Source organism: Enterobacter sp. ECC-019, assembly GCF_043974075.1.
Taxonomy (GTDB): Bacteria; Pseudomonadota; Gammaproteobacteria; order Enterobacterales; family Enterobacteriaceae; genus Enterobacter; species Enterobacter asburiae_D.
The window spans coordinates 1,710,805-1,735,381 of the sequence record NZ_CP143759.1 but is presented as its reverse complement, the minus strand read 5'-3'; the positions used below and the strand labels follow the sequence as shown (position 1 = coordinate 1,735,381).

The following is a 24,577-nucleotide window of genomic DNA, read 5'->3' as shown; positions in this document are numbered from 1 at the left end:
ACTCCCCCTGAGTATTTTTCTACTGGGGGGTAGTATTTAACTACTGGGGGGGAGTAGTATTTCCGCACGCTTTCCACTCCGGATTTTCCCATGACCGATTTTGCTTCACTCCTTCAGCAGGGCAATGCCTGGCTGTTTGTTCCCAGCGCTATCCTGCTCGGTGCGCTACATGGCCTGGAGCCGGGCCACTCAAAAACAATGATGGCCGCCTTTATTGTGGCCATCCGCGGCACGCTGAAACAGGCGGTACTGCTCGGCCTGGCGGCCACGCTCTCCCATACGGCGGTGGTCTGGCTCGTTGCGATGGCGGGACTGTGGTTTGGTCGGGGCTGGGATGCGCATACGTCCGAACCCTGGTTCCAGCTGATCTCCGGGGTGTTGATCGTTGCGATCGCCCTGTGGATGGCGTGGCGAACCTGGAAAGAGAGCCAGCCGCACGATCATCATCATGACCATGATCACCACCATGACCATGACCACCATCATGATCATCACCACCACGAGCACACGCTGATTGAAGAAGAGTGGCAGGACGCCCACCAGCGCGCGCACGCGCAGGACATCAACCGCCGCTTCAGCGGTCAAAATGTCACCACCGGACAGATCGTGATGTTTGGCCTAACCGGCGGGCTTATCCCCTGCCCGGCGTCCATCACCGTTCTGCTAATCTGCCTGCAGCTAAAGCATTTTGCCCTCGGTGCGACGCTGGTATTCAGCTTCAGTATTGGTCTGGCGTTAACGCTGGTCGCTTCCGGCGCGATTGCCGCCTTAAGCCTCAAACATGCGGCAAAACGCTGGCCCGGGTTTAGCGAATTTTCCCGTAAAGCGCCGTGGATCTCCGCAACGCTGATTACCGTAGTAGGAATTTATATGAGCCTGCATGGTCTGAACGGCATTCTGGGATAAGCGTGCGGCCACGCCCGGTGGCCGCATCTCCGGGGCAGTTAAGGGTTCTGCTGCCAGCTGAAGGTATAGCGAAGCTGACGTGTCTGCAGAATGAATTCCGGCGAGACGCTGGGGCTCCAGGAGTCGTCGCCGCCCACGCCCATATGGAATGCATCGAGGTTGAGCCAGCATCCCGGCTCTTCCCGCAGCAGGTGATGATGGGTTGTCTCTCGTAGCTGCTGCTGGCTATAGCGGCTCACCGAGAAGTGGAAATGGCCGTTCAGTTGATGCGTTCCCAGCACCAGTTTGCGGGTATCGCAGCGCAAACCATTTTCCGTCGGGAATATATACGGCGTGTGCATGGCTCCGAGAGGTAACGTCCAGCGCCCCTGCTCTGCCGCCAGCTTTCTGTCCGGGTAGTTTTCATGCGGCCCCAGCCCCAGCCAGTGAACGTTTTCCGGCGTTTCGGCGAGATGAATGCTCAGTCCAATGCGCGCAGGCTCCGGAATATCGGACGCAATATCGACCTGAATATCCCCGTGTAGCCTCCCCTGATCGTCCACCCGCCAGGTTTTACGGCTCAGGAACAGCGCTTTGCCGTGATACTCCCCGACGTGCAGGGTGGTGACCACGACGTCGCCCGCGTGCTGCTCTGCCTCACAGTGCAGAACGCGCGAGGTGAAATCGTACATGCCCGCCGCTTTCCAGCGTTCAACCCACGCGTTCGGATCGATGTGCGTCGCTTCACTCACGCCAATGTCATTGTCCAGCGGTGCACGGCTCAGACTATCCGTCACCGGGGCGAGCAGCGTTTCAACGCCCTCGTGCCACCATTGCGTCAGGTTGCCTGAGGTGCAGTCGAACTGCCAGCGCTGTTGACGATGCGTGACCTCCAGCATGCGCTCGTTTTGCATCAAAACCGGAGGTTCGCCCGCAGACACTGGTGACGCAATAAAGAGCGGAGCCGGAAGCGGCCACTGCTCCCACGCGCAGCGGTGGTCTGCCGGTGACCACGGCGTTGCCCGCGGCTGGCGCACTTCAACGTTTAGCCAGACCTCACCCGGCCCGGCGTTCAGCTCCGGCAGGGCAATCTCCAGACGCTGAGTGCCTTCAGGCGCCATCGCCAGCGTCACCTCGCCCGCAGCGAACACGTCCCCGTCGCAGGCAACCGTCCAGTTCAGCACTTCGTTATCGGTGTGGCGGAACAGGTAGCCGCTTTGCACCTCAATCACCAGCGGAGAGGTGCTGACCCGGGTAAAGGTAAAGAACTGCTGAGCGCGCTGCGCCTCGTACAGCGCCGGGTGCGGCGTGCGATCGGGGAACACCAGCCCGTTAAGACAGAACTGCCGGTCGTTCGGCTTATCGCCAAAGTCTCCGCCGTACGCCCAGAACGTATTGCCATCTTCGTCCCGTTTCGTCAGGGCCTGATCGACCCAGTCCCAGACAAACCCACCCTGCAGGCGAGGATGGCTGCGAAACGCCTGCCAGTATTTTGCAAACCCACCGAAGCTATTTCCCATCGCGTGGGCGTATTCACAGAGGATCAGCGGACGCGTTTCGTCCGGCATGCCGATCCATTTCTTGATTGACCATTTAGGCACTGCCGGGAACGGTTGATCCCAATCGACCCGGGCGTACATCGGACAAACAATATCGGTCGCCGCCGTGTTCGCGCCGCCGCCTTCATACTGCACCGGACGCGTAGGATCGGTGGTTTTCAGCCAGCGGTACAGCGCATCGTGATTCGCGCCGTGGCCCGACTCATTGCCCAGCGACCAGATAATAACCGAGGGATGATTACGATCGCGCTGCACCATGCGGGTCACACGCTCGCTCATGGCGGGCAGCCAGCGCGGATCGTCAGCGAGGCGGCTCATCGGCACCATGCCGTGTGTTTCGATATTGGCTTCGTCAACGACGTACAGCCCGTAGCGATCGCAAAGTCGGTACCACAGCGGATGGTTCGGGTAGTGCGAGCAGCGCACGGCGTTGAAATTGTGCTGCTTCATGATTTCGATATCGCGACGCATCGTCGCTTCGTCCATCACCTGGCCGTTTTCCGGGTGATGCTCGTGCCGGTTAACCCCGCGGATCAGCAGCGGTTTACCGTTGAGCTTCAGCAGGCCATTACTGATATCAACGCGGCGGAAGCCCACGTCGCACGCCTCAATCTCCAGAATCTCGCCCTGCGGGTTAAGAAGTGCCATCGTCAGGCGATACAGTTCTGGCGTTTCAGCGCTCCAGAGCGCGGGCTGGTCGACGAGGATCGTTGCCGTCAGCCGCTCGGCCCACCTGCCGCGTTCGTCAACAATGGCAGACCTCGGCTGTCGGGAAACGCTGGCGCATTTTTCCCCCTTGCGCCACAGGGTAAAGACCACCTCGCCGCCCGCAAAACCAGCGCCTGCCAGCGTGACATCAACCTTCAGCACCGCGCGGTCCAGCTCCGCATTCAGATCCGTCACGACGTGATAATCGGCAATCTGCGTCTCGGGTTTATGCAGCAAGGTCACATCGCGGAAGATGCCGCTCATGCGCCACATGTCCTGATCTTCCAGATAGCTGCCGTCGCACCAGCGCAATACCATGACCGCCAGGCGGTTCTGTCCGGGGCGTAGTGCCGCCGAGAGGTCAAATTCGGCGGGCAACCGGCTGTCCTGGGAATAGCCCATCCACTGACCGTTGCACCACAGATGAAACGCCGAGTTCACGCCGTCAAAGATGATGCGCGTCTGCCCGCTCTGAAGCCAGGCGTCATCCACCTCAAATGTGAGCGAGTAACAACCGGTCGGGTTTTCCTGCGGCACAAAAGGTGGGTTAACGGGGATGGGATAGGTGACATTGGTATAGATGGGCGTGTCGAACCCCTGCATCTGCCAGTTAGACGGCACGGGCATCGCAACGGCATCCGCGCAATCTTCTGTTACCCATGCCTGAGGAACCTGCTCCGGCGCGGTAAAGTAGCTAAACCGCCATAGTCCGTTGAGAACGTGCCTGCTGACGGATCCGGCGTCATCTCTGGCCGAAGGCTCATTGCGCCAGCTGTGCAACGGCGCGTGTGCGGCCAGGCGGTTCCACTGGGTAACTACGGGGTTTTCCCAGTCCCGACGGGCCAGGAGGGCGCTGAGGGTCAGCGAGGGAGTGGTAGACATGTTAACCTCTTTGCGAAGCGCTCACAATTTTGGTTAACATGCCCTGGCACCCTGCGACGGTAAAGCACGCGATCGCAGGGTAGCGAGTCAGATCACAAAAGTCTTATTTGCGGGCAAGCTGCTCGGCCAGGAGTGCCAGGCTTCTGAGCTGCTGCGCCAGATCCTCGCGTTCGGCCTGCTGCGGCGCGCGGCGGGCGCTGGAATGACGGGTAACCAGCGTCACCGGCAGCTGAACCTGCCAGCACGCCTCGTCCCCGGAGGGGTCAAGCAGCCACTCCACGCTGCGTTCGCCCGCCTCGCGAAACGCCTGGCGAATGGTCGTCAGCGGCGGAGAAAACCAGGCGCTGTCAGCCGTATCGTCGAACCCAACCACCGATATCTGGCCCGGAACCGCTACCCCTTTTTCCGCGCAGGCGCGCATCACCCCGAGCGCCATTTGATCGTTCGCCACCAGAATCGCGTCCGGTAATGTCGCCGCAGACAACAGCAGATGTCCCTTCTCATATCCGCTGGCCGCGCTCCAGTCACCGCAGGCCACCGCAGCGGCTTCAAGCCCCGCGAATGCCAGAGCGGCTTTCCATCCCGCCAGGCGCGCCCGTGCAGAGACCGAACTTTCCGGCCCGCTCAGCAGAGCAATGTGCTGATGCCCCAGCGACAGCAGATGCTCAACGCCCAGATGCGCCCCCTGCTCTGCGTCAAACACGAGGCTGTGTACCCGTGCTGAGAGGGATACATCGAGGAACAGCACCGGAACAGGCGACGCCAGCGCCCTGAGCTCTTCGGCGTGCGGATCGTCAAGCGGTACATTCACCAGCATCGCCTCCACCCGCTGTGCCAGCAGCGCCTGAAGCGCGGCCTGACACTGCCGGGGTTGCTCCACCATGGAGATAAGGACGCTCGCCCCCTGTTCCGCCGCGCGCGATTTTACCGCCGACACAATTTGTGAAGGCGCGTGCAGGGCCAGGTCGGTAGTGATGAGACCCAGCGTACGGGTGCGTTTACCCGCCAGCTGCTGTGCCCGAAGGTTTGGAACGTAGTGTAGCTCCGCCATCGCCTGCTGCACCTTTTCTCGCGTGCGGGCAGACACATGTTCCGCGTTGTTAATGACGCGGGAAACGGTCTGATAAGAAACCCCCGCAAGGAGGGCGACATCATAGAGAGTGATAGCTTTCATGCATTCTGGCATCGCGTTTATCGTGCCCCTATTCTGGCACAGCGACGCCCTTAAAACATGTGAGCGCTTCGCAAAATTAAACAACCCGCTCCGGCTGGGGTATTTCCTCAATGCGCGGCTTCTGGCGGAACCAGGGCAGACAGAGCTGAATAAGCGGGCCAATGGTCAGGGCATACAGTACGGTTCCCACCCCAAACGTGCCGCCAAGCACGCACCCAATCAGCAGGACGGAGACTTCAATTGAGGTGCGCACGCTGCGAATGGACCACCCCAGACGGGCATGAATGCCGGTCATCAGGCCGTCGCGCGGGCCAGGCCCGAAGCCGGCGCCGATGTACATGCTGGTCGCAATCGCGTTCATTACGATGCCCGACACCAGGAAAGCGATTCGAACGGGTAACGAATCCAGTTCCGGGATAAGCGCCATGCTGGCGTCCGCCGCCAGACCGATACAAATCACGTTGCTGATCGTGCCAAGGCCCGGCATCTGACGCAGTGGGATCCACAGCAGCAGCACCGCAGCACCGACTAAAATGATTACTGTCCCGATAGTCATCCCCAGTTGCATCCCCACCCCAAGGTGAAAAACATCCCAGGGGTCGACACCCAAATCGGAACGAATAAACATTGCGGTGGAAAGACCATACAGTCCTAAACCGACATAGAGTTGTAGCAGACGACGTACCATTTTTATCTTCTCCAGTGAACCAGACTTTCATCCTGACCTAAAATGGCACTATGATTAATGTCCAGTTTTCAAATAGTGGACTGCATATGTCATCACGTCGCTTCGGAAGCCAGTCTCTGGTACGCCTTTTAGGCCACTGGCAGCAAGCCTCATCCCGCACCCCGATCTGGCGACAGCTGGCCGACGCGCTGCGTCTGTTAATCCTTGATGGACGTCTTGCACTGAATACGCGTCTACCGGGCGAGCGCGAGCTGGCCTCTGCGCTGGACGTGAGCCGGACCACCATCAGCAGCGCCCTCGCCCACCTGCGCGAGGAGGGTTACCTTGAAAGCCGCCACGGCAGCGGGTCACGCGTGCTCCTCCCGGATACGCGCGCCGTTCCCACCCTTTCAGCGGCAAGTGCCGCACTGGATCTCTCTACGGCCGCCCTCAATGCCGGGCCGGAGATCCATCAGGCTTATTCCCATGCGCTCACGGCTATTACGCAGCATCTCTCGCTGACGGGCTACGATCAGCTAGGGCTGCCGACGCTGCGGGAGGCCATCGCTGCGCGCTATACCGCGCGGGGTCTTCCCACCCGCGCAGACGAAGTCATGGTGGTCAATGGCGCCGTCAGCGGCTTTGCGCTGGTTCTGCGGATGATGACCGGGCCGGGGGATCGCGTCGTGGTCGATCATCCCACCTATCCGCTGGCGATTGCCGCCATTCAGGGCGCGCAGTGTCGGCCCGTGGGGGTGTCGCTGCCGGAAACCGGCTGGGATACGGATGGCTTCGCGGCAACGCTTGCCCAGACGGCACCGCGCCTGGCCTATCTGATGCCTGATTTTCATAACCCCACCGGGCGCTGTATGGATATCGCCACCCGTCGGGCCATTACGGATATCGCTGCCCAAACCCGCACGGCGTTGGTGGTGGATGAAACGATGGTGGATCTCTGGTTTGATGCGCCTCCCCCGCCACCGCTGGCCGCCTTTAACCCGCAGGCCACCGTCATCACCTTAGGCTCTGCCGGAAAAAGCTTCTGGGGAGGGCTGCGTCTCGGCTGGATCCGCGCCTCCTCGCGCACTATCGCCACGCTTGCCCAGACGCGGGATACCCTGGATTTAGGCTCGCCGCTGCTGGAACAGCTGGCGATGCAGTGGCTCATTAATAACAGCGAGACGTTTCTGCCCGCGCGCCGGAAGATGCTGGCGGAACGACGCGATCGATGCGGTGAACTGTTGCGCGAACATTTTCCGGACTGGAAATTCCATGAAGCGGAAGGCGGGCTCTCTTACTGGATAGAGCTCCCGGGCATGCTGGCGACACAGCTTGCCGCGCGGGCTGAGATTCTGGGGATCAATCTGGGGACCGGTACACGGTTTGGTTTATCCGGCGCGTTTGACCGCTATTTGCGGATGCCCTTCTCGCTCGAATCGACAGAACTTGAGCAGGCGTTGCTGAGGATCAAACCGCTATGGCTCGCCCTGAATAAAAACGTGCCAGCGTTAAAACGCAGCGTGATCTAATAATAAAATTTTTGAAGCAGATCATAAAAAATAAAAACTGCTGACTGTCACGGATACAGTCAGCAGTTTTCACCGGTCAGGAGTTAATGCTGAGCAGGAATAGGAAAACCTTTCAGTGAAATAACGAAGCTTTCACCGTCTTTCTTTATTTTTGCGCCGGTATCACACCAGTCAGACGCAATACGAAAGAACTCATCACTTCCAACATTCCAGCCAAGACGTACATGCTTCACGTAGCCTGAACGCAACAGATCGCAGGCCTCTTTGTAGTCACTGGCGGTTGACAGTTGTTGTTTCATTTTCTCTTCTTCAGAAGTTTGCGTAGAGCTTTGATTTCTTTAGGAGTAAAAGGAGAAACACTCTCTTCTTCCGTATGCTGATTATCAATATCCTCTTCCGATACTCCCGCCTCTTCTACTGCTTCGAACGCCAGCAGCAGCAGTTTCTCTGTCGTCACGCTTAAATTCTCGTTATTGACTTCCGCATAGTGGCGAAGCCTTTCTTTTAGCGCGTCATCAATCTTAACGTTTAATACCGCTGTAGCCATGTTTGTCACTTCCCTTCGGAACAAGTACTTTATTTAATACACGAAGTTAACAATGTTATCCAGATATATATTTTTTTGAGTTATGGAAGAAAACAACCGTCCAATTATAAAATGACAGTCTATTATTACAGGTTTATGACAATAATATTTCAGTACAATGAAATATATATTACACGATATAGGCACAATATAATTGTGGGATAGGGATTTAAGTGGAGAGGTGAAGCAGGAAGATCTTATGAGGGCATAAATGGGTGGGGGCCCTGCCAGCTACATCCCGGCACACACGTCGTCTGCCCTGGCTGCTTCCTTCCGGACCTGACCTGGTGAACAGAGTAGCGTTGCGGGAGAACCAACAGAGCCCCCATTGAGAGCGTTGATAACCAACGCGCTGGCGCATTATCCCTGTGCTCAAGCCCAATTGCAAGCGACCAGGAACCGGATGCTGGTTTCTTGCGCAAACAGACGCAGCAATCATGAAGATCTTCGTTTACCATAGCTTCCCAGAAACTCCCCACAGGTGACGGTATGGACGAACACGACTCCTTTCCACAGCGCGTATGGCAAATCGTGGCCTCAATCCCGGAAGGCTACGTCACCACCTATGGTGATGTCGCACGCCTGGCCGGTTCACCGCGCGCGGCGCGACAGGTTGGCGGCGTCCTGAAACGGCTGCCGGAAGGAAGTACGTTGCCCTGGCATCGGGTGGTGAATCGTCATGGCGCCATTTCGCTCACCGGGCCGGATCTCCAGCGTCAGCGTCAGGCGTTACTTTCAGAAGGGGTGCAGGTGTCAGGGTCGGGTCAGATCGATTTGCAGAAATTTCGCTGGGTATATTGACCCCTCCCCCGGAGGAGAGGGGCAATGCAGGCATTACATCTGAGTCGGTGGGGTTGGCAGGGACGGCTGATTGGTCTGCGGTGCGACCGGTACTTCGGTCTGCTGCACCGGCACCAGGTTCAGGTCGACTTTGGTCCCGCCGTTGTTAATCGCTTCCTGGACCGTATCGGTGATAAAGACCAGCTTACCGTTGATGGTTACCGCAGCGCTCAGCAGGATACGGGCGTTAGGCTGCACGTCCGACGGGTTATACGGCAACACGAAGCTAAACGGCGCCTGCTTGCCTTCAGTACGAACGGCGCGCTGAGCCACGACTTTCGACGGCGCGTCGGCCAGAGAAGCATCAGAAAGCGTTACCGTTAATACCGCATCCGGCGGCAGCGCAACTTTCTGTTTAATCCAGATGGTACCGGAAACGTTAGGCTGCTGAATGGATTGCTGGGAAAGGGTATTAATCCCGTTCGGGTCTGCTGCTGGCACTGGCACCTGGGCGCTCTTACCGGCACAGGCGGACAACGCCACCGCAATAGCTACACCACTTAGCATGGGCACGAGTTTCATTGAAGTCTCCTTATCAATGCACCAGCGGGATCGATCCCATCCGATGTCGTTTCAATCACATAACGTATTTAAGTGTGGCACAACTCACTGATTAATGCCTGAAATCATCCCGATATTCAGATTATTCTACCCATCGGACCACTTTCATTTCTGCGTTATACTCTGCCTATCTTTCGCTACGGCGTTTATTGAGGACAACTATGAGTCAGGCACTGAACAATCTGCTGACATTACTGAATCTGGAAAAAATTGAGGAAGGACTCTTTCGCGGACAGAGCGAAGATCTCGGCTTACGCCAGGTCTTCGGGGGGCAAGTCGTTGGACAAGCGCTGTACGCTGCAAAGGAGACTGTCCCGGCAGACCGTCTGGTGCATTCGTTCCACAGCTATTTCTTACGCCCTGGCGATAGCGCGAAACCGATCGTGTATGACGTTGAGGTCCTGAGAGACGGCAACAGCTTCAGCGCTCGCCGCGTAGCGGCCATTCAGAACGGCAAGCCGATCTTTTACATGACCGCCTCTTTCCAGGCACCGGAACCCGGCTATGAGCATCAAAAAGTGATGCCGCCAGCACCCGCGCCAGACGATCTCAAATCAGAGACCGATATCGCCCGTGCCCTGGCGCATCTGCTTCCGCCGCAGGTCAAAGAGAAGTTTCTCTGCGATAAACCGCTGGAGATCCGCCCGGTTGAGTTCCATAACCCGATGAAAGGCCACCCCGCCGAGCCGAAGCGTCAGGTCTGGATCCGGGCTAACGGCACCGTCTCTGAGGACTTCCGCGTTCATCAGTATCTGCTGGGTTATGCGTCAGATTTCAACTTCCTGCCGGTGGCGCTGCAGCCGCACGGCGTTGGGTTCCTTGAAAAAGGGATGCAGGTCGCGACGATCGATCACTCCATGTGGTTCCATCGTCCCTTCAACATGAATGAGTGGCTGCTCTACAGTGTGGAGAGTACGTCAGCGTCGAGCGCTCGCGGGTTTGTGCGCGGGGAGTTTTATACCCAGGACGGCGTGCTGGTGGCTTCTACTGTGCAGGAAGGGGTGATGCGTAACCGAGGTTGATGTAAAAAGCCCGGTGGCGCTACGCTTACCGGGCCTACGTTTTGTGCTTTTATAGGCCGGGTAAGGCGAAGCCGCCACCCGGCAAAACACTCAGATCATGCGTTATACGCATTCTCGCCGTGGCTGTTGACGTCCAGACCTTCGCGTTCCTGCTCTTCAGGGACACGCAGACCGACTGTCATGTCCGCCAGTTTGTAGCCAATGAAAGCGACAACGGCAGACCACACAACGGTGAGAGCAATACTTTCCAGCTGCACCAGCAGCTGATGAACCATGGTGACGCCTTCAGCGTAGCCCACACCACCAAGCGATTTCGCGGCGAAGATACCGGTCATGATACAGCCGACGATGCCGCACACGCCGTGGACACCAAACACATCGCATGGGTCGTCAACGCGCAGCACACGTTTCAGTGCGGTAACGCCCCACAGACCCGCCAGACCGGACACCAGGCCGACCAGCAGCGCACCGCCTACGCCGACATAACCACACGCCGGGGTGATGCCAACCAGGCCGGCAATGGCACCCGAACAGGCACCCAGCAGAGAAGGTTTACCGCGTACCGCCCACTCGCCAAACACCCAGGAGAGGATTGCACCCGCCGTGGCCACAACCGTGTTCACGAAGGCCAGCGCGGCGATTTCGTTTGCTGCACTCGCTGAGCCGGCGTTGAAGCCAAACCAGCCAAAGTAGAGGATAGCCGTACCGGTAAACACCATCGGCAGGTTGTGCGGTTTAAACGCTTCTTTACCGAAGCCCACGCGTTTGCCAATCAGGTAGGCACCCACCAGACCCGCTACCGCAGCGTTGATGTGTACAACGGTACCGCCCGCGAAGTCCAGCGCACCGTGCGTTGCCAGCAGACCGCCCCCCCAGACCATGTGCGCAATCGGCACATAGGAGAGCGTCAGCCAGACCACCACGAAGATCAGTACGGCAGAGAAACGAATACGCTCGGCGAGCGCACCCACAATCAGCCCGACGGTAATACAGGCGAAGGAGCCCTGGAACGCAACATGGATATACTGATAGAAACTGCCCATTAGCGCGGTCAGCTCAATATTTTTCAGCATCACCCAGTCGAAGTTACCAAAGAACGCGTTGCCCGTGCCGAATGCCAGCGAGTAACCGTAAACCACCCACAGCACGCAGACCAGTGCGAACGTCACGGCAACCTGCGTCAGCATGGAGAGAACGTTTTTGCCACGGATCAGGCCGCCGTAGAACAGCGCAATGCCCGGAATTGACATGAACAGCACCAGCGCGGTGCTGATCATCATAAAGGCGTTATCGGCTTTGTCGACCACCGCAGGGGTAGCAGCCAGCGCCAGGCCCGGCAGCAGTGCCAGCGAACCCAGACCCGTTTTGAGTGTTGCTATCTTCATTTTCTCGATCCCTATCACTGTGTGCCAGGAGTTACTTACAGAGCCGCTTCGTCAGATTCGCCGGTACGAATGCGAATGACGCGCTGCAGTTCGGCAACGAAAATTTTGCCGTCGCCAATTTTGCCGGTATAGGCCGCTTTGCTAATGACATCAATGACTTCATCAAGCTGATCGTCAGCAATCGCGACATCAATTTTTACTTTTGGCAGGAAGTTAACGCTGTATTCCGCCCCGCGATAAAGCTCGGCATGACCCTTCTGACGACCAAAGCCTTTCACTTCGGTGACAGTCAGTCCCTGAATACCCATTGAAGACAACGCTTCACGCACGTCTTCGAGTTTGAATGGTTTGATTACAACCGTAACCAGCTTCATAGATCCCCTCCAGTCAGAATTCGGTAATGGCCGTAGCTTACGCAGAAGGTATTGCAAGGGGTGTGCCAGAAATGAAAACCGGGGGGAAGAGCGGTGCGATGAGCGTTACGCGCTCCTTATAAACGCACCTGCGAAAAAAAACGCACCATGCCGGTGCAGGGTGCGTTTCAGTTTTGCACCAACAGGAATGACTGTTAGCGCGTCGCCTCATTTTAGTGCATCAGGCGCTAAGCGACTCTTCATCACGCACGCTGGCCGCCAGCTCTTCACCCGCCAGCTGCAGCTGGTACATCTGCCAGTAGCGCCCTTTTGCTTCCAGCAGTTCACGGTGCGTACCGCGTTCAACGGCCTGTCCGCGATGTAGCACCAGAATGGTATCGGCATCGACGATGGTGGAAAGACGGTGGGCAATCACCACCAGCGTCGTATGGTCGCGTACCGCCTCCAGCGCCTGCTGGATGGCTTGCTCGGTGCCGGAGTCAATACTGGCGGTCGCTTCATCCAGAATCAGTATCTGCGGCGTTTCAATCAGCACCCGCGCCAGCGCCAGGAGCTGCTTTTGCCCGACGGAGAGATTGTTCCCCTGCTCGCCCAGTTTGGTATTGATCCCATCGCTAAACCCGCGAGCCAGCTCTGCCAGCTGCACTTTTTCCAGCACGTCCCAGACCTGCTCCTGGGTGTAGTCTCGGCCAAGGGTCACGTTGGCGTAGAAGGTATCGGCCAGCACGACCGGATCCTGCTGCACCATCGCAACGCCTTTGCGTAACACTGTATGGCTGAGAGACGCAAGCGGGCGTCCGTCGAGGCGGATTTCACCTTGCGTGACCGGGTAATAGCCCATCAACAGGCTGGCAAGCGTGCTCTTACCGCTGCCGGTATGCCCCACCAGCGCCACGAAACCGCGTGATGGAACGTCGAGCGTGATGTCCTGCAACACCAGCCGGTCTTCGCGATAGGCAAACGAGACGTTATCAAAGGCGATAGTCCCGCTTTGCAGAGGCCGCTCATCATTACCGTAGGCCTGGCGCGGCCTGTCCATCAGCTCAAACACGCGCTCACCGGCGACTACCGCCTGTTGCAGCATAGATTGCTGGGTGGTGAGCTCGATCAGCGGCTCGTTAAGACGTCCCAGATAGCTAATAAAAGCGTACAGCACGCCCACTTCAATCGTACCGTTTGAACTCAGGCCAAAGAGCATCAGCAGCCCGCAAAGCACCAGCGCAGAGAAAAGGCTCAGCAGCGGACGCAGCAGAAAACCGTCGAGGCGCAGCGTCTGCATACGCGCCATATAGTGCGAACGGCTGGCTTCGCCCATGCGCTCGCCAAAACGTGCCTGCTGGCGGAACTGCTGGATGACGCTCATGCCGTTGATCACTTCGTTGAAGCCATCATTGATGTCGGCCAGGTAGGCGCGCACCCGACGCACAATCGGCGTGCTGTAATGTTGGTAGATAACCATGACAATCAACACCGCCGGGAAGATAGTGATTGCCACCAGCGCCATACGCCAGTCGAGGCTGAACATTGCCACCAGCATTGCGCCAATCAGCGCTGCGCTGCGCAACACGGTCGCCACCACGGTAACGTACAGATCGCGGATTACCTCGGTATCGTTGGTCACGCGCGAAATCACCTGCCCGACAGGCTGGATATCAAACTCACTGAGCGGCTGGCGAAGCGCCGCGTCCATCACATCCGTACGCAGCTGCTGAACAACGCCCACAGCTGCACGGTTGAACAGCAACGACTGAGCATAGTGCAACCCTGCTGCCGTCAGCTGTAAGCCAACGTAGGCCACGCCTAAGCCCGCCACCAGCCCCAGCGGCAGATAGCTTTTGGCGACCATGTTGTCGATAAAATAGCTGATGAGCAACGGACCGCTCACCTCAGCAATCGCCGCAATCCAGAGTAAAAGCACGGCCACGGAGAGCGGTTTACGCCACGGCGAGCCGTAGGCCAGCAGACGTTTGAGCGTCGGCCACATCGTTCCGAGCTTACGCATTGGCGGCCTCCTCATTCTGCTCCGGCGCATCGTCCAGCGCCGCCTCAAGCTGTTGATAGCGGTACATATCGCGATACCAGCCCGGCTGCTCGGCAAGCGTTTCATGCTGTCCGCGCTGGGCAATGTGTCCGTGCTGCAATACCAGAATTTCGCTGGCCTCAGTGAGCGCCGACAAACGGTGGGCGCTGATAATCACCGTGCGTCCGTCGCCCCACTGGCGAAGGTTATGCAAAATTTGATGCTCGGTACGGCCGTCCACGGCGGAAAGCGCATCATCCAGGATCAGGATTTCAGCATTCAGCAGCAGGGCGCGGGCAATAGAGATACGCTGCTTTTGCCCGCCGGACAGCATGACGCCGCGCTCCCCGACTTCCGTTTCGTAGCCCTGCGGCAGACGCAAAATGTCATCATGAACGCTGGCCAAACGCGCCACATGCTCAATTTCTTCCTGCGTTGCCGCAGGGCGTCCCAGGGCAATGTTGTTGGCCACGGTGTCCGAAAATAAAAACGGCGTCTGGCTGACGACCGCCAGGCGACCACGCCACTCATCCAGTTGCAGCCTGGTCAGGGGAATATCGTGGAAGCGGATATCGCCTTCGGTGACGTCAAAGTGGCGCTGAAGCAGAGAGAGTACGGTACTTTTGCCGGATCCCGTCGGGCCGCAGATGCCCAGCATCTGCCCTGGCTGCAGGGTAAAGCTGACGTTTTCCAGCACCGGATGCTCCGTATGCGGGTAGACAAACTTGCGGACGTCGACGGTCATGACGCCGCGCCCTTCCGGCACCGCTTCGCTACCGTCGATGACCACCGGCGCTTCGGCCAGCATGGCGCGAATGCGGCTATAGGCGGCGCTGCCGCGCTCCACGATGTTAAACATCCAGGCCAACGCCAGCATCGGCCAGATCATGAGCCCCAGATACATCGCAAAGCTGGTCAATTGCCCCAGGGTCAACGAGCCCTGCACCACCATCCAGCTTCCGCCGCCAATCGCCAGCAGGTTTGCCATGCCAATCGCGATATAAATCGTCGGGTCAAACCGGGCGTCGATACGCGCGACGCGCATGTTCTTCGCTCCCGTGTCCGCCGCATCGGCTGCAAACAGTGCAGACTGACGGTCTTCCAGGCCAAACGCTTTGATCATGCGGATGCTGGTCATGCTCTCCTGGGTGCGATCGTTCAGAGAAGAAAACGCCGCCTGCGCCAGCTTAAAGCGCTCGTGCAGCTGTTCACCGTAGCGATTAATCGCCAGCGCCATGATCGGCATCGGCAGCAGGGCAAGCAGGGTCAACTGCCAGCTGATCTGCGTGGACATCACGATCAGCACCGCACAGCCCATCACCAGCGAGTCCACCAGCGTCAGCACCCCTTCCCCGGCGGCAAAAACCACGCGATCGACGTCGTTAGTCGCGCGGGCGATGAGATCCCCGGTGCGATGGCGCAGATAAAATTCGGGATGCTGTCGGCTCAGCTGGCGGTAAAAATCTTCACGCAGCTCAACGGCCAGCTGATAGGACGCACCAAACAGCAGCACGCGCCAGACGTAGCGCAGCAGATAAACAATGACGGCCGTCAGCACCAGCGTGCCGACCCACATCAACACCCGTGCGGTGGTGTAATGCTGTTCGGTGACGCCATCCACGACATACCCCACCACTTTCGGCGGGATCAGCTGCAGGATGGCAATGATAATAAGCAGGCATACTGCGCCGAGGTAGCGTTGCCACTCCCGACGAAAGTACCAGCTTAGTTGGGCAAATAATCGCACGCGGTTTGTTCCTGAAGGTATTTTACGAAGTTATTCAATAGGTAATGCTGTGGTGTATTTAATCTGTTCCATGGCGAAGCTTGAGGTGACGTCCGACAAACCCGGTACGCTGTTCACCAGCCGCTTGTAGAAATCATCATAGCGCTTCATGTCGGCCACCTGGACGCGCATCAGGTAATCGTACTCTCCGGCCATACGCCAGAAACCGAGCACCTCGGGCATCTCCGACACCTGAGTAACGAAGCGGCAATACCACTCGCTGCTGTGATGCTGGGTTTTTATCAGCACAAATGCCGTCAGCCCAAGACCCAGCTTTTCGGGATCTAACAGCGCGACGCGTCCCAGAAGAATGCCGTCATCTTCCAGCTTCTTAAGGCGCTTCCAGCACGGGGTGGTGGTCAGATTAACGGCATCTGCCAGCGCCTGCAAAGAGAGGGTACAGTCATTTTGCAGCAATGAAAGGAGCTTGCGGTCAATTTTATCTAGCATACCCACCTCACAGAGAAAAATTTTCTCCCTTCATTCTATTTTAAAGGCCAGATAGCAACAATTTTTTCTGTGCTTTTCGCTATGCTAGGCACAAAATGACAAACGGATAACGACGATGAATAGCACCTGGGTTAAACATGCGATCAGCGAAATCAATGCCGACTATCAGCGCTCGGCGGATACGCACCTGATTCGCCTTTCCCTGCCGGGATTTGACGGCATTCAGCTCTATCTGAAAGACGAAAGCACCCATCCTACCGGTAGCCTGAAGCATCGCCTGGCGCGCTCACTGTTTTTATACGGTTTGTGTAACGGCTGGATCAAAGAAGGCACCACCATCATTGAATCCTCATCCGGTTCAACGGCGGTGTCCGAAGCCTATTTTGCCCGCCTGCTGGGCCTGCCGTTTATCGCGGTGATGCCGTCCTGCACCGCAAAACGCAAAATCGAGCAGATCGAATTTTACGGCGGTCGCTGCCACTTTGTGGAAAGCGCCTGCGAAATCTACGCCGCCTCCGAAATGCTGGCCCGTGAGCTGAACGGCCACTATATGGACCAGTTCACCTTCGCCGAGCGCGCAACGGACTGGCGCGGCAATAACAACATTGCCGACAGTATTTTCCGCCAGATGACCCACGAACCGCATCCGGTTCCGTCGTACATTGTCATGAGCGCCGGTACCGGCGGCACCTCAGCCACGATCGGACGCTACATCCGCTGTCAGGGCTACGATACCCAACTGATGGTGGTTGACCCGCAGAACTCCGTGTTCCTCGACTACTGGCAAAACCGCGATGCCGGTCTGCGCAGCCCGGTGGGCAGTAAAATTGAAGGGATTGGCCGCCCGCGCGTGGAGCCCTCTTTCATCCCCGACGTTGTGGATGAGATGATGCGCGTGCCGGATGCCGCAAGCGTGGCAACGGCGCACTGGCTGGAAACGCAGCTTGGGCGCAAAGTGGGCGCATCGACGGGCACCAATATGTGGGGCGCACTGCAGCTTGCCGCACGTATGCGCGAAGAGGGCCGCACCGGCTCCATCGTCACTCTGCTGTGCGACAGCGGCGAGCGCTATCTCGAGACCTACTACAATGCGGAGTGGGTACAGGCCAACATCGGCGATATCACCCCGTGGAAAGCGCAGATTGCACAGCTTGTGAAATAAAAAAAAGCCAGACCGAAGTCTGGCTTGCTGGATGGGTCTCACTATTCGGGGGAATACGGGAGGTTGTTGTTGTCCAGCCAATGCGTCAAAAAATGGGACACTGCTTCATTGCGGCAGTGGCCAATAACCGGCAGATGGGGAAGTTCTGCTTTCAGTTGCGCCATCGCATTCCCCATGATCAGACCGCGACCTACGCTACCCAGCATTTCGCGGTCGTTCATGGCGTCACCAAACGCCATACACTCCTGCAGCGTTAAGCCCAGATGGTCACTCAGTACCGCCAGAGCGGAACCTTTGTTACAGCCCACCGGCAGCACTTCCAGACAATCCACCGCCGAGAAGGTCAGGTGCGCCCGGTCGCCCAGCGCCTCATTCAGTTGAATCCTTAAGCGGCACAGATCGTCATGATCGCCGCAGAAGCAGATCTTAGTGACCGCATGGGCGGGGATCCGACGCAGATCGATAAGCTGGTATTTGAATCCGCTGTATACATGCGCGTGCAATAATTCCGGGATTTCGCTTCCGGTAAACCAGCCCCGATCGTTAAAGACGTGGATACTGGCCTGCGTGTCCCAGGAGCTGTGCAGCACGATGTCCGCCACTTCCGGGTTAAGATCCTGTCGGTGCAGCACATCGCCTTCTACGGAGTGAATTCGCGTCCCGTTGCCGGTGATCAGAAAAGCGTCGAGGGAAAACGCCCCCAGCAAATGGCGCATCTCCAGCACATGACGCCCGGTGGCAAACGTCAGGGTGACATTACGCTCGTGCAGGCGCTTCAGCGTGTTCAGGGTTTTTTCTCCTAAACGGTGATCCGGCATTAACAGCGTACCGTCCATATCAAATGCAGCGAGCCGAGCCATGATTACTCCCGAAATGTGATGCGGTTAACTTGTGCATCAGTATCGTGTGAGATATACGGAAGTAATAGTGAATAGATGATAATTATTGTTCCGGGTTTCTTATGCGCCAGCTCAATCGACTCAACCGGTATCACCGCCTGTGGCAGCCTTCCCAGGGGGCAATGCAACAGGTCACCATCAGCGAACTCGCCGCCCGCTGTTTTTGCAGCGAGCGGCATGTCCGAACCCTGCTGCGTCAGGCCCAGGAGGCGGGCTGGCTGCGCTGGCGAGCGCAGTCTGGGCGCGGTAAGCGGGGTGAGCTGACGTTCCATGTCGCGCCGGAGTCACTGCGCAATGCGATGATGGAGGAGGCGCTGAAGAGCGGGCAGCAGCATAACGCGCTGGAACTGGCCCAGCTTGCCCCCGCAGAATTACGATCGTTGCTGCATCCGTTTTTGGGCGGGCAGTGGCAAAACGACACGCCGACGCTGCGCATCCCCTATTACCGTTCGCTGGATCCGCTTCAGCCGGGGTTTTTACCTGGCCGGGCGGAGCAGCATCTGGCGGGACAGGTATTCTCAGGTTTAACGCGTTTTCACGGCAACAGCAGTGAACCCACGGGCGATCTTGCTCATCACTGGGAGGTGTCGGAGGACGGTTTGCGCTGGCATTTCTACATTCGTTCCACTCTGCACTGGCATAACGGCGATAAAATCGAAACCGGACAGCTTCAGCAAAGCCTGGATGCGCTTTTTGCCTTGCCTGCCCTGCGTAAACTGTTCCAGAGCGTCTTACGCGTTGACGTTACCCATCCTCAGTGTCTCACCTTTATGCTGCACCAGCCGGATTACTGGCTGGCTCACCGCCTGGCCACCTACTGTAGTCGGCTCGCACATCCCGAACAGCCCATGACGGGCAGCGGCCCCTTCAGAGTCAGCGTGTATGAACCGGATCTGGTTCGTCTGGAAAGCCACGAACAGTACCATCTCAGCCATCCGCTGCTTAAGGCTATCGAGTACTGGATCACACCGTCGCTGTTTGACTATGGGTTAGGGACCAGCTGTCGCCATCCGGTGCAGATCGCCATTGGCGAGCCGGATGAACTGGAGAGCCTGCGCCTGGTGACGAACAGCACCAGTCTGGGCTTTTGTTATCTCACCCTGAAGCAAAGCCCGCACCTGAGCGAAATGCAGGCTCGACGACTCATCAACATCATTCATCTCTCGACGCTTCTGCATACGCTTCCGCTCAATGAAGGGCTGATTACCCCGACAGAGGAGTTACTCCCCGGATGGGCGATCCCTCAGTGGCCGGATTTAACACATGTCCCTCTGCCGAAGAAATTAACCCTGATTTATCATTTACCGGTTGAGTTACACACGATGGCGCGCCAGCTAAAACAGTACCTTGCAAAACACGACTGCGAGCTTACGGCGATCTTTTACGATGCGAAAACCTGGGACGGGTGCCATCAACTGGCGGACGCGGACATCATGATGGGCGACAGGCTGATTGGCGAAGCGCCGGAATATACGCTTGAACAGTGGCTGCGCTGTGATGCCCTCTGGCCACACGTGCTTAGCGCACCGCAATATGCTCATCTGCAGGCCACCCTGGATGCGGTACAGACCCAGGCAGACGAACAGGCCAGACGTGCCGGGCTCAGGGCCATTTTCTCCCGGCTCATGGAAAAGGCGGTGATAACTCCCCTGTTCAATTATCAATACCAGGTCAGCGCCCCGCCGGGGGTCAACGGCATACGTCTCAACACCCGCGGCTGGTTTGATTTTACCGAAGCCTGGCTGCCCGCCCCTAAATCGTGAAGAAGCTGGTCGCCGTCGTGGTCAGACGGTAACATAACGCTTTACCGTAACAGTCGAGATGATTTATGAAACGTGCCGTCGTCGTGTTCAGCGGAGGACAAGACTCTACTACCTGCCTGGTCCAGGCCCTTCATCAGTACGATGAAGTTCACTGTGTCACTTTCGATTATGGTCAGCGTCACCGCGCTGAAATCGACGTTGCGCGTGAACTTGCCCTGAAACTGGGCGCACGCGCGCATAAGGTGCTGGACGTTACGCTGTTAAATGAACTGGCCGTGAGCAGCCTCACCCGGGACAGTATCCCCGTCCCGGACTACGAACCTGATGCCAGCGGCATTCCGAATACCTTCGTGCCGGGCCGTAATATCCTCTTCCTGACCCTGACGGCGATCTACGCCTATCAGGTAAAGGCCGAAGCGGTGATCACCGGCGTGTGCGAGACCGACTTTTCCGGCTACCCGGATTGTCGCGATGAGTTCGTGAAAGCCTTAAACCACGCCGTCAATCTGGGGATGGCGAAAGAGACGCGCTTTGAAACCCCGCTCATGTGGCTGGATAAAGCCGAAACCTGGGCGCTGGCGGACTACTGGGGCAAGCTGGACCTGGTTCGCAGCGAAACGCTCACCTGCTATAACGGTATCAAAGGCGACGGTTGCGGCCAGTGCGCGGCCTGTAATCTTCGCGCTAACGGGCTGAACCACTATCTTGCCGATAAAGTCGGCGTGATGGCCGCAATGCAGAAAAAGACCGGGCTTAAATAGAGTTATTTGACCGTGCTGTCGAACAGTTTCACACCGGCAGCACGGGTGACTTTCATCAGCGTTGTCAGCGTTGGGTTGCCGTTGTCTGATAAGGTTCGGTATAGCTGCTGACGGGACAGACCTGCTTTGGTAGAAATTTCTCCGATACCGCCTCGCGCTTCGATGACCTGACGGAGTGCAATGAGATAGGCAGGGATCCCCTGGTCTTCATAGATCTCTTCCAGTGCTGTTTGCAGATAACGCTGAGCGTAGGAAGGATTCTCTCGCAGCATTTTCACAACAGCATCATGGTGGCTAACGGAGCTCGAATATTCTCGTTCAGCGGCGCTCATTGGAATGTCCTTTTGTTTGATGATCTTTCCAGTAATCTATTGCCAGTTTGATATCTGCTTTTTGGCTCTTTTTGTCACCACCGATCAGTAACAATAAAACCTGCCGATTCTCTACTGAAAATTACGTTTTATCGCACGGTTAATCCGCATAAGGATCCGGAAAACCATATCCGGATCCTTTCGATTCATTCTGGCAACCCACTCCTCAAACGGTACTTTTCCGTCACGGGTCCGGTAACGTTCAACAACGTAGTCCCTGTCCATAATTCTATCCCTGAAAAATCCTTTTGTCTTTTATAAAAGACAAACTTTCTAAGCGATCATCAACTCCAGCTTTTCGCGCAGCTCCCCTTCCAGCGGCAGAGCTTTCTGCGTTTTCAGATCGATACAGACAAAGGTGATCAGCGCATCAGCCACCACCTGCCCTTCTGGATCGAGCGTCACCATCTGGCTTAACACCCCGCTTTTGCCATTGATCTGTTGTACCTGGCTGGTCACCGTGAGCACATCGCCCAGCACGGCCGGACGGCGGTAGTTGGTGTTGATATTGACGACTACGAACGCGATGTTGTGCGCGGTCAGCCACTGAAAGCTTTCGCTGTTTTCCAGCCCGTCCCAGCGCGCTTCTTCAAGAAACTCAAGATAGCGAGCGTTGTTCACATGCTGGTAAACGTCGAGATGAAAACCGCGTACTTTGATTTTTGTCTGCATAGCGCTATAGCCTTTACTGTTATTGTAGGATGAGAGATCATAACTGGTATGACCTCTTTATCCTGGCAAAATTTTGCCGCAGTGCAAGAAATTGCGTAATTACAACGTCAGGTGTGAGAGGTTGCGCTCAACCAGCGCGCTGCCCATGCCCGGCACCTGTTTGAGATCGTCGACCGTCTTGAAAGGACCATACTCTTCGCGGTAGCTGACGATGGCCTGCGCTTTTTTCAGGCCGACACCATTCATCGCGCGAGCCAGATCTTCCGCAGAGGCCGAATTGATGCTGACCCGCGTACCGTCATCATCCGCATTTTTACCGGCGTCAGTCGCTTTGGTTTGCCCTTGCACCGGCGCTGCCGCATCGGACTTGCTCTGCGTAGCCTGCGCTTTGGCGGCAGGCGTCGCCGCCAGCGCGCCCGCGCTCATCCCGGTGGTGGCAATGGCCAGCGTAATTAACAGTGCTTTGATTCCACATTTCATGCTGTTATCTCCTTGTTTGTTGACAGCCACGTCACGATAGCCGCCAGATAAACCCGGCACAAACAGCAGATTGCAGAAATGGAAAAGGCCGCGAAAGCGGCCTTTAGTTTTTGCAGAGCGTTACGAAAATCTGCGAGCAGACACGTAATTACTGCTGCTGAGTCATCACATCACCCAGCTTGATTTTGGCTTCTTTACGCAGGTTGCTCATCATGGCTTCGAAGGCAATCTGAGCATTGTTCTGGGTAATCCCCTGAACCATTGCTTTCTTCTGCGCTTCTGGCAGGGTGCCGGCTTTCACTTCATCCAGCGCCAGCAGAACGACGTTGCCCTGCGTATCGGTGGTGGTACCGAAGCTTGGCTTGTCCTTCGCAGGCAGAGTCAGACCAAACGCGGCCTGGCTGATTGGGTCCTGGCCGGTACGACTCAGCGTTTTCGCTTCACCGAAGCTCAGGCCAGCCGCTTTCAGCGCGTCTTCTTTACCCGCTTTCAGATCGGACAGAATCTTCTCAGCATCCAGCTTCGCCTGCTGTTCCGCTTTGTTGTGCTTAACCTGGGCAACGACCTGATCCTTCACGTCCGCCAGCGGTTTGACCGCTTCTGGCTTGTGCTCGCTGACGCGCAACACAAACGCACGATCGCCGTCGACGGTAATGATGTCAGAGTTACTGCCCGGCGTGCCGTTCTCGCCCACCAGACCACCATTGAAGATGGCATCGGAAACCGGCTTGAAGTTCAGCTCTTCCGGCAGGTTGTCACGACCAAACCAGCCCGTCTCAACCGCCTTCACACCCGCCGCCTGCTCTGCACCTGCCAGAGATTCGTTATCGTTGCTGGCAGCATCGCTCACCTTCTGCTGCAGCGCATAGTAGGCATCCAGCGCTTTTTCCTGTTTCACTTTCGCCGCGATATCTTCGCGAACGTCAGCCAGCGGCTTGGTTTTCGCCGCGGTGATGTCGTCCAGACGCACGACCAGGAAACCGACGGAAGACTTAATGACGCCTGAAAGCTGACCTTTCTCTTTCAGACCGGCATTTTTCAGCTCGTCCGGCGTGGTCGCGTCTTCCAGCCAGCCCATATCACCGCCGTTTTTCGCAGAGATAATGTCGGTGGATTTCGCTTTCGCAACAGTCGCGAAATCAGCGCCTTTGTTCAGCTCATCCAGCGCCGCTTTAGCATCAGCCTCGGTCTTCGTCTGAATCACGCTGTAGCGGTTACGCTGCGGCTGAGTAAACTGATCCTGATGCTGGTCGTAGTAAGACTGGATTTCTGCATCAGACGCGGTTTCCTGCAGCGCGGCTGCATCCAGCTTGATGTAGCTCACGCGGAACTGCTCTGGAGAAACAAAGGAATTCTTGTTCTGCTCGTAGTAAGCGTTAACGTCAGCGTCGCTCACCTGCTGTTTCGCCGCCAGGGCGTTCACATCAATGGTCGCTTCGCGTACAACGCGCTGCTGCGCCACCAGCGCGGCCAGTTCGTCCGTTTCACCTTTGAGCATGAAATCGGTGCCCACAACGGCATTGATGAGCTGCTGAGTGGTCAGCTGGTTACGCAGCGCCTGAGCGTACTGATCGGCCGTCATCCCCATCTGGTTGACGATACTGTTGTAACGCGCGTTGTCGAATTTACCGTTAGACTGGAAGGCCTGGGTGGAGAAGATGGCTTTTTTCACCTGCTCATCACTGATGCCAAGGCCCAGTTTTTTGGCGTACTGGTCCAGCAGCGCTTCGTCAATAAGACGGTTCAGTGTCTGTTGGCGCAGGGTCTTCATGTACCCTTCGTTCGCTGCCAGTTCAGAGAATTGGTCGCCCAGCTGTTGCTGCATACGGTTACGTTCACCGGCAAAAGCATTCTCGAACTGACCACGGCTGATTTCCTGGCCATTCACTTTTGCGGCATAGTTTGCGCCACCGCCAATAAGGTAACTGCTCACGCCGGTCAATATGAACGACACGATAATGATACCGAAAATAATCTTGAGCACGAGACTGTTAGCAGCCGTGCGTAAGCTGTCCATCATGGTGTAACAACACTCCGCTGT

The 24,577-nt window shown here is 57.1% G+C and carries 22 protein-coding genes, 1 other RNA gene and 1 pseudogene; 7 read left to right on the top strand and 17 right to left on the bottom strand.

Annotated features, from left to right (window positions below; genetic code table 11):
- Positions 1–90: 90 nt before the first annotated feature.
- Positions 91–906, top strand: a complete 816-nt coding sequence (locus tag V1566_RS08095) for a nickel/cobalt efflux protein RcnA (RefSeq protein WP_395305544.1) — start codon at positions 91–93, stop codon at positions 904–906.
- 38 nt (positions 907–944) lie between these two features.
- Here the strand turns inward: V1566_RS08095 and V1566_RS08090 are convergent, their stop codons facing one another.
- The 3 genes from V1566_RS08090 to V1566_RS08080 form a co-directional block, all read right to left on the bottom strand.
- Positions 945–4,034, bottom strand: a complete 3,090-nt coding sequence (locus V1566_RS08090) for a beta-galactosidase (protein ID WP_395305543.1) — start codon at positions 4,032–4,034, stop codon at positions 945–947.
- Positions 4,035–4,137: 103 nt separating this feature from the next.
- Positions 4,138–5,208 (bottom strand): LacI family DNA-binding transcriptional regulator, encoded by a 1,071-nt coding sequence (locus tag V1566_RS08085; protein WP_395305542.1) that lies wholly within the window; start codon positions 5,206–5,208, stop codon positions 4,138–4,140.
- 76 nt (positions 5,209–5,284) lie between these two features.
- Positions 5,285–5,896: a YitT family protein gene (locus tag V1566_RS08080; RefSeq protein WP_213328813.1), complete on the bottom strand. Its 612-nt coding sequence runs from the start codon at positions 5,894–5,896 to the stop codon at positions 5,285–5,287.
- Between the two features lie 86 nt (positions 5,897–5,982).
- On the opposite strand from V1566_RS08080, the gene V1566_RS08075 reads away from it, so the two are divergent.
- Complete coding sequence (locus V1566_RS08075) at positions 5,983–7,404, top strand: PLP-dependent aminotransferase family protein (RefSeq protein ID WP_395305541.1); 1,422 nt, start codon at positions 5,983–5,985, stop codon at positions 7,402–7,404.
- 83 nt (positions 7,405–7,487) lie between these two features.
- Here V1566_RS08075 and V1566_RS08070 read toward each other — a convergent pair whose 3' ends face one another.
- From V1566_RS08070 to ffs, 3 genes are all read right to left on the bottom strand, one after another.
- On the bottom strand, positions 7,488–7,703 hold the full coding sequence (locus V1566_RS08070) for a hypothetical protein (protein WP_023334722.1): 216 nt from the start codon (positions 7,701–7,703) through the stop codon (positions 7,488–7,490).
- Positions 7,700–7,951 carry a hypothetical protein gene (locus V1566_RS08065; RefSeq protein WP_023310587.1) on the bottom strand — a complete coding sequence of 84 codons (252 nt, stop codon included), beginning with the start codon at positions 7,949–7,951 and terminating at the stop codon, positions 7,700–7,702. The genes V1566_RS08070 and V1566_RS08065 overlap by 4 nt, the downstream gene beginning before the upstream one ends.
- Positions 7,952–8,212: 261 nt before the next feature.
- An RNA gene (gene ffs / locus V1566_RS08060) (signal recognition particle sRNA small type) lies at positions 8,213–8,309 on the bottom strand.
- Between the two features lie 84 nt (positions 8,310–8,393).
- On the opposite strand from ffs, the pseudogene V1566_RS08055 reads away from it, so the two are divergent.
- Positions 8,394–8,791 (top strand): annotated as a pseudogene (locus V1566_RS08055) (MGMT family protein).
- A 33-nt stretch (positions 8,792–8,824) separates the two neighbouring features.
- On the opposite strand, the gene V1566_RS08050 reads toward V1566_RS08055, so the two are convergent.
- On the bottom strand, positions 8,825–9,352 hold the full coding sequence (locus V1566_RS08050) for a YbaY family lipoprotein (protein WP_029741632.1): 528 nt from the start codon (positions 9,350–9,352) through the stop codon (positions 8,825–8,827).
- A 200-nt stretch (positions 9,353–9,552) separates the two neighbouring features.
- Here V1566_RS08050 and tesB point away from each other — a divergent pair, with 200 nt between their 5' ends.
- Positions 9,553–10,413: an acyl-CoA thioesterase II gene (tesB, locus tag V1566_RS08045; RefSeq protein ID WP_335245675.1), complete on the top strand. Its 861-nt coding sequence runs from the start codon at positions 9,553–9,555 to the stop codon at positions 10,411–10,413.
- A 95-nt stretch (positions 10,414–10,508) separates the two neighbouring features.
- On the opposite strand, the gene amtB is transcribed toward tesB, so the two are convergent.
- From amtB to V1566_RS08020, 5 genes are all read right to left on the bottom strand, one after another.
- Positions 10,509–11,798: an ammonium transporter AmtB gene (amtB, locus tag V1566_RS08040; RefSeq protein WP_063144758.1), complete on the bottom strand. Its 1,290-nt coding sequence runs from the start codon at positions 11,796–11,798 to the stop codon at positions 10,509–10,511.
- A 35-nt stretch (positions 11,799–11,833) separates the two neighbouring features.
- Positions 11,834–12,172, bottom strand: coding sequence for a P-II family nitrogen regulator (gene glnK / locus V1566_RS08035; protein WP_008503304.1), 339 nt, complete (start codon positions 12,170–12,172; stop codon positions 11,834–11,836).
- 220 nt (positions 12,173–12,392) lie between these two features.
- Positions 12,393–14,174 (bottom strand): SmdB family multidrug efflux ABC transporter permease/ATP-binding protein, encoded by a 1,782-nt coding sequence (locus V1566_RS08030; protein ID WP_395305540.1) that lies wholly within the window; start codon positions 14,172–14,174, stop codon positions 12,393–12,395.
- On the bottom strand, positions 14,167–15,939 hold the full coding sequence (locus V1566_RS08025) for a SmdA family multidrug ABC transporter permease/ATP-binding protein (RefSeq protein WP_395305539.1): 1,773 nt from the start codon (positions 15,937–15,939) through the stop codon (positions 14,167–14,169). The genes V1566_RS08030 and V1566_RS08025 overlap by 8 nt, the downstream gene beginning before the upstream one ends.
- Before the next feature lie 30 nt (positions 15,940–15,969).
- The gene (locus tag V1566_RS08020) at positions 15,970–16,428 is read right to left on the bottom strand and encodes an Lrp/AsnC family transcriptional regulator (RefSeq protein ID WP_023310581.1); all 459 of its coding nucleotides are present in this window, start codon (positions 16,426–16,428) and stop codon (positions 15,970–15,972) included.
- 115 nt (positions 16,429–16,543) lie between these two features.
- Here V1566_RS08020 and V1566_RS08015 point away from each other — a divergent pair, with 115 nt between their 5' ends.
- Positions 16,544–17,590, top strand: a complete 1,047-nt coding sequence (locus V1566_RS08015) for a PLP-dependent cysteine synthase family protein (protein WP_048989744.1) — start codon at positions 16,544–16,546, stop codon at positions 17,588–17,590.
- Between the two features lie 41 nt (positions 17,591–17,631).
- Here the strand turns inward: V1566_RS08015 and cof are convergent, their stop codons facing one another.
- Complete coding sequence (gene cof / locus V1566_RS08010) at positions 17,632–18,450, bottom strand: HMP-PP phosphatase (protein WP_395305538.1); 819 nt, start codon at positions 18,448–18,450, stop codon at positions 17,632–17,634.
- Positions 18,451–18,551: 101 nt separating this feature from the next.
- Here cof and V1566_RS08005 point away from each other — a divergent pair, with 101 nt between their 5' ends.
- Positions 18,552–20,252: an SgrR family transcriptional regulator gene (locus tag V1566_RS08005; RefSeq protein ID WP_395305537.1), complete on the top strand. Its 1,701-nt coding sequence runs from the start codon at positions 18,552–18,554 to the stop codon at positions 20,250–20,252.
- Positions 20,253–20,317: 65 nt separating this feature from the next.
- A complete protein-coding gene (gene queC / locus V1566_RS08000; RefSeq protein ID WP_032646166.1) occupies positions 20,318–21,013 on the top strand; it encodes a 7-cyano-7-deazaguanine synthase QueC in 696 nt (231 codons plus the stop codon).
- A 2-nt stretch (positions 21,014–21,015) separates the two neighbouring features.
- Here the strand turns inward: queC and V1566_RS07995 are convergent, their stop codons facing one another.
- The 4 genes from V1566_RS07995 to ppiD all read right to left on the bottom strand — a co-directional run bounded on the left by V1566_RS07995 (position 21,016) and on the right by ppiD (position 24,556).
- The gene (locus V1566_RS07995; RefSeq protein WP_395305536.1) at positions 21,016–21,345 is read right to left on the bottom strand and encodes an addiction module antidote protein; all 330 of its coding nucleotides are present in this window, start codon (positions 21,343–21,345) and stop codon (positions 21,016–21,018) included.
- A gap of 312 nt (positions 21,346–21,657) precedes the next feature.
- Positions 21,658–22,056, bottom strand: a complete 399-nt coding sequence (locus V1566_RS07990; protein ID WP_395305535.1) for a YbgC/FadM family acyl-CoA thioesterase — start codon at positions 22,054–22,056, stop codon at positions 21,658–21,660.
- A 99-nt stretch (positions 22,057–22,155) separates the two neighbouring features.
- Positions 22,156–22,536, bottom strand: coding sequence for a helix-hairpin-helix domain-containing protein (locus V1566_RS07985; RefSeq protein WP_252034555.1), 381 nt, complete (start codon positions 22,534–22,536; stop codon positions 22,156–22,158).
- 148 nt (positions 22,537–22,684) lie between these two features.
- Entirely contained in the window at positions 22,685–24,556 is a 1,872-nt protein-coding gene (gene ppiD, locus V1566_RS07980) for a peptidylprolyl isomerase (protein ID WP_395305534.1), read from the bottom strand.
- Positions 24,557–24,577 lie beyond the last annotated feature (21 nt).